The organism is Cyanobacteriota bacterium (genome assembly GCA_025054735.1).
GTDB lineage: Bacteria > Cyanobacteriota > Cyanobacteriia > SKYG9 > SKYG9 > SKYG9.
The window spans coordinates 1-6,336 of record JANWZG010000226.1 but is presented as its reverse complement, the minus strand read 5'-3'; the positions used below and the strand labels follow the sequence as shown (position 1 = coordinate 6,336).

Annotated in this window: 8 protein-coding genes; 1 reads left to right on the top strand and 7 read right to left on the bottom strand. The window is 48.1% G+C overall.

Annotated elements, in window-relative coordinates:
- From NZ772_11660 to cysE, 7 genes are all read right to left on the bottom strand, one after another.
- The coding region (locus NZ772_11660) for a nitrogen fixation protein NifZ (GenBank protein ID MCS6814202.1) at positions 1-265 on the bottom strand (265 nt) is incomplete at its 3' end.
- Positions 255-1,394: a homocitrate synthase gene (gene nifV, locus NZ772_11655; GenBank protein MCS6814201.1), complete on the bottom strand. Its 1,140-nt coding sequence runs from the start codon at positions 1,392-1,394 to the stop codon at positions 255-257. The genes NZ772_11660 and nifV, both read right to left, overlap by 11 nt.
- A 15-nt stretch (positions 1,395-1,409) precedes the next feature.
- Positions 1,410-1,538 (bottom strand): hypothetical protein, encoded by a 129-nt coding sequence (locus NZ772_11650; protein ID MCS6814200.1) that lies wholly within the window; start codon positions 1,536-1,538, stop codon positions 1,410-1,412.
- A 64-nt stretch (positions 1,539-1,602) separates the two neighbouring features.
- On the bottom strand, positions 1,603-1,791 hold the full coding sequence (locus tag NZ772_11645) for a DUF2949 domain-containing protein (GenBank protein ID MCS6814199.1): 189 nt from the start codon (positions 1,789-1,791) through the stop codon (positions 1,603-1,605).
- A gap of 33 nt (positions 1,792-1,824) precedes the next feature.
- Positions 1,825-2,367, bottom strand: coding sequence for a DNA starvation/stationary phase protection protein (locus NZ772_11640; protein MCS6814198.1), 543 nt, complete (start codon positions 2,365-2,367; stop codon positions 1,825-1,827).
- 153 nt (positions 2,368-2,520) lie between these two features.
- Positions 2,521-2,772, bottom strand: a complete 252-nt coding sequence (locus NZ772_11635) for a hypothetical protein (protein ID MCS6814197.1) — start codon at positions 2,770-2,772, stop codon at positions 2,521-2,523.
- Positions 2,773-2,935: 163 nt separating this feature from the next.
- Complete coding sequence (cysE, locus tag NZ772_11630; GenBank protein MCS6814196.1) at positions 2,936-3,769, bottom strand: serine O-acetyltransferase; 834 nt, start codon at positions 3,767-3,769, stop codon at positions 2,936-2,938.
- 1,154 nt (positions 3,770-4,923) lie between these two features.
- On the opposite strand from cysE, the gene nifB reads away from it, so the two are divergent.
- On the top strand, positions 4,924-6,336 hold a 1,413-nt coding region (gene nifB, locus NZ772_11625), incomplete at its 3' end, for a nitrogenase cofactor biosynthesis protein NifB (protein ID MCS6814195.1).

Sequence of the window (6,336 nt, the reverse complement as noted above, 5' to 3'; positions counted from 1 at the left end):
ATAAATTCTCCTCGGCGAGTTCAAGTTCTTTTTTGAGACAACCAACGATGTGACCCGTAGCTATGAAATGGACGGCATAGATATAAGAACGCTGTAAAAAGGTGCCAATGCTGACTACATAGCCAACATCTCCCTTTTTAGCCAGAGTTGCGCCAATGTCTTTGCCAGGAAAGGTGCCATCATTACGAATGAGTTTACGCAAGCGCACCTTTTGGCCAATTTCAAACGTGGGCGGAGCATCAATTTCAATCTCATCAGTTTGCATGGGTGTAAGACCTCTCTGGGGGAACTAGCATTAACAACTCATCAATCGTTAGGCCGCGTTTGACAGCTACTGCTTGACGGCGCACAGCGTCTAAGACTACTTGTGCTTCTTCTGGACTTAAGAAAACTCCTTGCTGCTGCAACACATTCAGCACAAGATGCCGTCCTGAATGTTTGCCAACCACAAATCGGCGCTCCCAGCCGACCTCCTCTGGGGCAAAGGGTTCATAGGTGGCAGGATTTTGCAAGACACCGTGGGCGTGGATACCTGACTCATGGGCAAAGGCATTATCACCGACGATCGCTTTCCACGGTGGCACCGGACAGTTGGATGCCTTGGCAACCAGACGCGAAAGTTCCAATAGGCGCTTGGTATCAATACCAGTTTGCACACCATAGATGCGCTTCAACGCCATCACGACCTCTTCTAGGGCGGCATTTCCTGCCCGTTCCCCTAGGCCATTCACAGTAGTATTCACAGATAACGCTCCAGCCCGAATACCCGCAAGGGCATTAGCTGTGGCCAGCCCCAAGTCATTGTGGGTGTGCATCTCAACGGGTATCGTCAGGTTGCTGACTAGGCGCTGCACCTTGTTGTAGGTAGTCAGTGGTTCTAAGATGCCTACAGTGTCGCAGAACCGAAACCGAGAGGCCCCCCATGACTGGGCAAGCATGGCAACATCTAGCAAAAATGCCTCATGTGCCCTAGAGGAGTCTTCACCCCCTACGGATACCTCTAGACCCCGATCGCAGGCAAAACTGATGACCTCGTACAGACGATCGAGCATCACCCGCCATTGCCCATGAAACTTTGCGGCAATTTGAATCTCTGACACGGGCACCGAAATATGAACACGCTGGAGACCACAATCTATCGATGCCTGAATATCTGCTCGGTTAGCTCGATTCCAGCCAAGGAGTTTGGCCTTTAGCCCAAGGTTGACGATCGCTCGAATGGCCTCGACTTCATCTCGCCCCATTGCAGGAATGCCCACTTCCAGCTCCGGCACTCCAATGGCATCTAGAAAGACAGCGATCGCAATTTTTTCTTCTAGATTGAAGGCAATTCCGGCTGCCTGCTCGCCATCACGCAAGGTGGTATCGTTAATGTGAATCTGATGAGTTTTCATAATCAACTCCCGCCGCTAATGAACGATTTTGTTACGGGGCTTGCGATCGTTCAATGCATCCTTCTGAATGGCATCTAGCATGTATGCATTGGCAATAATCATGAGGGTGAACATCGTGACAATCGCAATTAACGTAGCTATCATAGTGCTCTCCTGAGTGGGTAGTATCGTTTGCGTCTTATAACTTGATAGAAATAACAACCAGCCATCAGAATTGAGCCTCCAGCCAATCAAAAACTTGTGTTAATTGCTGAAATGAAATCAAGCCATACTGCCAGAGAATCATGTGTCCTGGAGCACTGTCCTGTTCTGGATGACGCAGCAACACATCGATCTCTGCGGACGAAATAGCCAGTTCATCCTGTAAAAATTGAATTAGCCGCATGTTGCTGCTCATCACTACCTCCTAATGGTGGGGAATTAAGTTACGTTACACTCGGTTTACAAAGGCAAACGTTAGACTGTCTGCTGCTAGGAAATGGGCTAGGTGGAATGCACGATCTTCAGTTTGCAAGAGGATCTGTTCATAGAGATAGCGCGTGGCTCGATCGCCGACACTCTCTGCTTGAGATGCTTGCCGTCGGAGCAAATCAATAACCGTTTGTTCAGCACTCAAATCGTTTTCTAGCATTTGCCGAGCGGTGAAAATGCCATCAGGTTCTGGTGTAAAACAACAGAGTTCTGCCAATCTGCTAAAACTAGCAGCGGGGACTCCACCTAAGCCGTTTAGCCGCTCACCTAGTTGATGCACATAGTTCTGGACTTGCCCATAGCTGTCTGCAAAAAACTCATGCAGCGAGTAAAACTCCGCACCTTCCACCACAAAATGATGCTTTTGGTACTGTAAATAGAGCGCCTGAAAACTAGCCAACACCATATTCAAGCCTTCACAGACAGGAACTGTAACTTCCTGTCCCAAACCAACGGCATTGGCATTCACCTGACTAAATTCTTGAACCAGTGTTTGTGTCATTTGAGAGTCTCCTTGGAAGTTAGTAATAATTGGGAACGGGCGGGGAAAACCAAATACGAGCGTATGGGTGAGATGGTGAATGGGAAATAGGCGAATAGCAGCATGAGTAGAGAGAATGGAGAGAGGAGAAGCTAATCCTGACTCCACTTATTGTTACTCCATCAGCTTTTGCTCACCCTTAGCATCCCAGCATCGCCTCAGCCAAGTCACTAGCTCTTGGCGAGAGGCAATAAATTGCTGCACCACGCTGCGTAACAGCAGAGCATTGATGCCATTTTGCACTTCTACTCGCAGTGAACCGTCGGGCAAACACCAACAAGGAATCATTAACTCTTGCAAGCGATAATAGACCTGCCAGCGTTCAATGCGAGGTACTGATACAACATAGGTAGTTGACATATCCATGGTTGATGGATCGTTAACCTGTTTAGTGCCAGGAGTTGGTGAAAAAAGGGGAGACATGAACATTACCTCAAAAAATTAGGGCAGAGACGACGGGAGTATAAAGCAACAGGAATCTAGAGGGCATTTAGAGGGAAAATCAAGGAGGGAAACATCAAGTCAGCGACTAGGACTGACAGGTTAGCGTTGCTGTTGGCTTAGGGGGTATTGTGCTAGGGGATGATGTTGTGTTAGGGGATGACGTTGTAGTAGGGGATGTATGGGTCAACTGCTGAAGTTGCTGTTCTAAGCGTTCAATGCGATCGGTCAGCATCCGCACAACGGCTGCTTCAATATCAGGAACCTGCCCATGATCTAAAGGGCGAGTTTTGGTGTTCGTGCGACAAATATTGCGGCTAGGGACTCCTACAGCCGTGCAATAGGAAGGTACAGACCGTAGGACGATCGACCCAGCACCGACACGAGCATAGTCACCGATGCTGATGTTGCCGAGAATCTTTGCCCCTGCACCTACTACCACATGGTTGCCTAGGGTGGGATGGCGTTTGCCTGTTTCTTTCCCAGTTCCTCCCAGAGTTACGCCTTGGTAAATAAGGCAATAGTCACCCACGATCGCTGTTTCCCCAATCACCACGCCCATACCATGATCGATAAACACACCTTTACCGAGTACAGCACCAGGATGGATTTCAATTCCAGTTAGGAACCGAGCTAAGTGAGAAATTAGTCGAGGGATGAAGACTACGCCGCGACGGTGCAGCCAGTGGGCTAGACGATAGAGAACAATTGCATGGAAGCCAGGATAGCAGCACAGTACCTCTAACCAGTGGTGGGCAGCCGGGTCGCGCTCAAAGATAATACGAAAGTCATCCTGCAACGCTTGCCAAGCGGCGATCGGAAACCAAGGAGATGTGACCGTAGCTCTAGCGACATCTTGACCAGAATTCAGACTGAGTTCCTGGGGGAGAGGAAGACTAACTGAGGAAGACGAGGGCTGCATAGCTGTAAGGGAAACGGTACGTTGTTTTCCTGCTTATATCAGGCAAGAAAAATCAGGTCATTCCCAACAGTCTGCATCAAAGTTATTGAATTACTCAGTCATGTACTCAGTCCTAAAACCATAGCAGAGTAGGAACTTGATTTTTTTTAAAGGTTGAGGTTCTAGCATTTTTCTGGGGGGGTACTAGTATTAATTGCCACAGGAACAAGTATTTGGGTACTCACAGTCAATACCTGACTCCCTGGGCGTTTCAGAGAATTAACCGCCCACTGTAGCTAGTAATTAACCGTGTACTCAAAAGGAGATCAACAGTGGTTTTGTATCGAAGTTGTCTATTTAAAGAATAGTTCTGTTCATCATGAACAAAGTTGAAAAAAATATTATGTTCGATCGCGTTAGTTTCCATAAAATGATACTTTAGATACAGAATTGAATTTCGGATCTTGCTGGGGGTTTTCATGCACCTGAATTACTCCCAGCCTTTAATGAACACCAGCAAAAAAACTCTGGAGTGCCTGCCTGGACAGTTTTGTACCGTTCAGTGTTGGTTTTTGAGTACAACACAGTTAACGCTAAAACTCACTAGAAAATGGCGTTGATCGTTGAGTGTATCAAGCATTGAGGCGAGTACAGAAAATACTATTCCCCTGTGCTAAAAACACTCACCCCCCCTACAAAAAATACTCACACCGCAACCCAAAAATTTTTTTACCTCTCAGTTCTGCTTGGGTTTTAGCCCTTGAGTACAGGCTAATGAATTCAATAACTCTGACTGGAGGCTGCTGGTCTGGGCTAATTTTACGTGGCTGGTATAACGTTCACAACGCCAATCACGCAACTCTCTGCACCAGAGACACAGGTTCTTTTAACCCCTGCCTAGTTACCAATAACTAGTCACCATAGGTTTCTTGGTCAGAGATGCGACGAGAGTATGGCGCGATTGCACCAGATTCTCATGACTGAAGTCGCTCGTTACAGCATTTCCTAAGTCCTCCGTGAACTCTTGTAGGGTTTTTCCAGTAGGGTCACATAACCTCTAACCTGCGTAGGCAGGCTGCCTGTACCCAGCGACTTCAATCATTCATTCTCTCTTAGAGGACTGGAGCAAGCGTCTTTCCTCAGTGGCGCTGTCCATCTAGCCCTGCCGAAATTCAATGACACCACCACCTACTTCAGGATTGCTCTCTCCTCCAGAGACCCAGCCCGTTACAGACATTGTGATTACCAAAAACACAGTGGCCCAGAAGCAAAGTGCTAATAGCTGTGGTTGCAGTACCAACTCTAAGGTAACACCTACCCACGATCAACGGATACTCGATCGCATTGCTAAGCACCCCTGTTACAGCGAAGAAGCCCATCATCACTATGCTCGAATGCACGTTGCGGTTGCTCCAGCCTGCAACATCCAATGCAATTACTGTAATCGTAAGTATGACTGCGCGAATGAAAGCCGCCCTGGTGTGGTGAGTGAACTGTTAACCCCAGAGGAAGCCGCTCATAAGGTGCTAGTGATTGCGGGTAAGATTCCTCAGATGACAGTGTTGGGCATTGCTGGCCCTGGTGACCCCCTTGCCAACCCAGAAAAAACCTTCCGCACTTTTGAACTAATTGCTGAAAAAGCCCCTGACATTAAGTTATGTCTGTCTACCAACGGGCTGATGTTGCCAGATTATGTGGACAAGATCAAAGCCCTAAACGTGGATCATGTCACTATCACCATTAACATGGTTGATCCTGAAATTGGCACGAAGATTTATCCCTGGGTTCACTATCGCCGCAAGCGCTACAAGGGGCTAGAAGCTGCTCGAATTCTCCATGAGCGCCAGATGGAAGGCTTACAAGCGCTAAAAGAGGCAGATATTCTCTGTAAGGTGAACTCGGTCATGATTCCTGGCATTAATGATGAGCACCTAGTCGAAGTGGATCAGGTGATTCGGGAAAAGGGGGCATTTTTGCACAATATTATGCCCCTGATTTCTGCTCCAGAACATGGCACCTACTTTGGTCTGACAGGACAACGAGGGCCAACCCCTGCGGAGTTGAAGAAGTTGCAAGATCGCTGCGCTGACAGCAATATGAAGATGATGCGCCATTGTCGCCAATGTCGTGCAGATGCAGTGGGCTTGTTGGGTGAAGACCGCAGCCAAGAATTCACCAAGGATAAGTTCATGGCTATGCCCGTGCAGTATGACTTGGAACTACGGCAGGAGGTTCATGCGGGCATTGAGAAGTTCAAGGAAGACATTAAGCTGGCGAAGACCAAGGTTAAACCCAGCCAACGCATCAAGAATAGCCCCAAGATTTTGGTGGCAGTAGCGACTAAGGGTGGTGGCCTGGTTAACCAGCACTTTGGTCATGCCAAGGAGTTCCAAATTTTTGAGGTGGATGCTAACGAAGCGAAGTTTGTTGGACATCGCAAGGTAGATCAGTATTGCCAAGGTGGTTATGGTGAAGATGCCACGCTGGAGTATGTGATTAAGGCGATCGCCGATTGCAAGGCTGTGCTCGTTTCTAAGGTGGGGGAATGTCCCAAAGCAGAGCTACGAGAAGCCGGACTGCATGTGGTA

What these genes read in the sequence shown, in the direction of transcription:
- nifV (MCS6814201.1), bottom strand. Translation starts at nt 1,394, where the DNA reads ATGAAAACTCATCAGATTCACATTAACGATACCACCTTGCGTGATGGC.
- NZ772_11650 (MCS6814200.1), bottom strand. Translation starts at nt 1,538, where the DNA reads ATGATAGCTACGTTAATTGCGATTGTCACGATGTTCACCCTCATGATT.
- NZ772_11645 (MCS6814199.1), bottom strand. Translation starts at nt 1,791, where the DNA reads ATGAGCAGCAACATGCGGCTAATTCAATTTTTACAGGATGAACTGGCT.
- NZ772_11640 (MCS6814198.1), bottom strand. Translation starts at nt 2,367, where the DNA reads ATGACACAAACACTGGTTCAAGAATTTAGTCAGGTGAATGCCAATGCC.
- NZ772_11635 (MCS6814197.1), bottom strand. Translation starts at nt 2,772, where the DNA reads ATGGATATGTCAACTACCTATGTTGTATCAGTACCTCGCATTGAACGC.
- cysE (MCS6814196.1), bottom strand. Translation starts at nt 3,769, where the DNA reads ATGCAGCCCTCGTCTTCCTCAGTTAGTCTTCCTCTCCCCCAGGAACTC.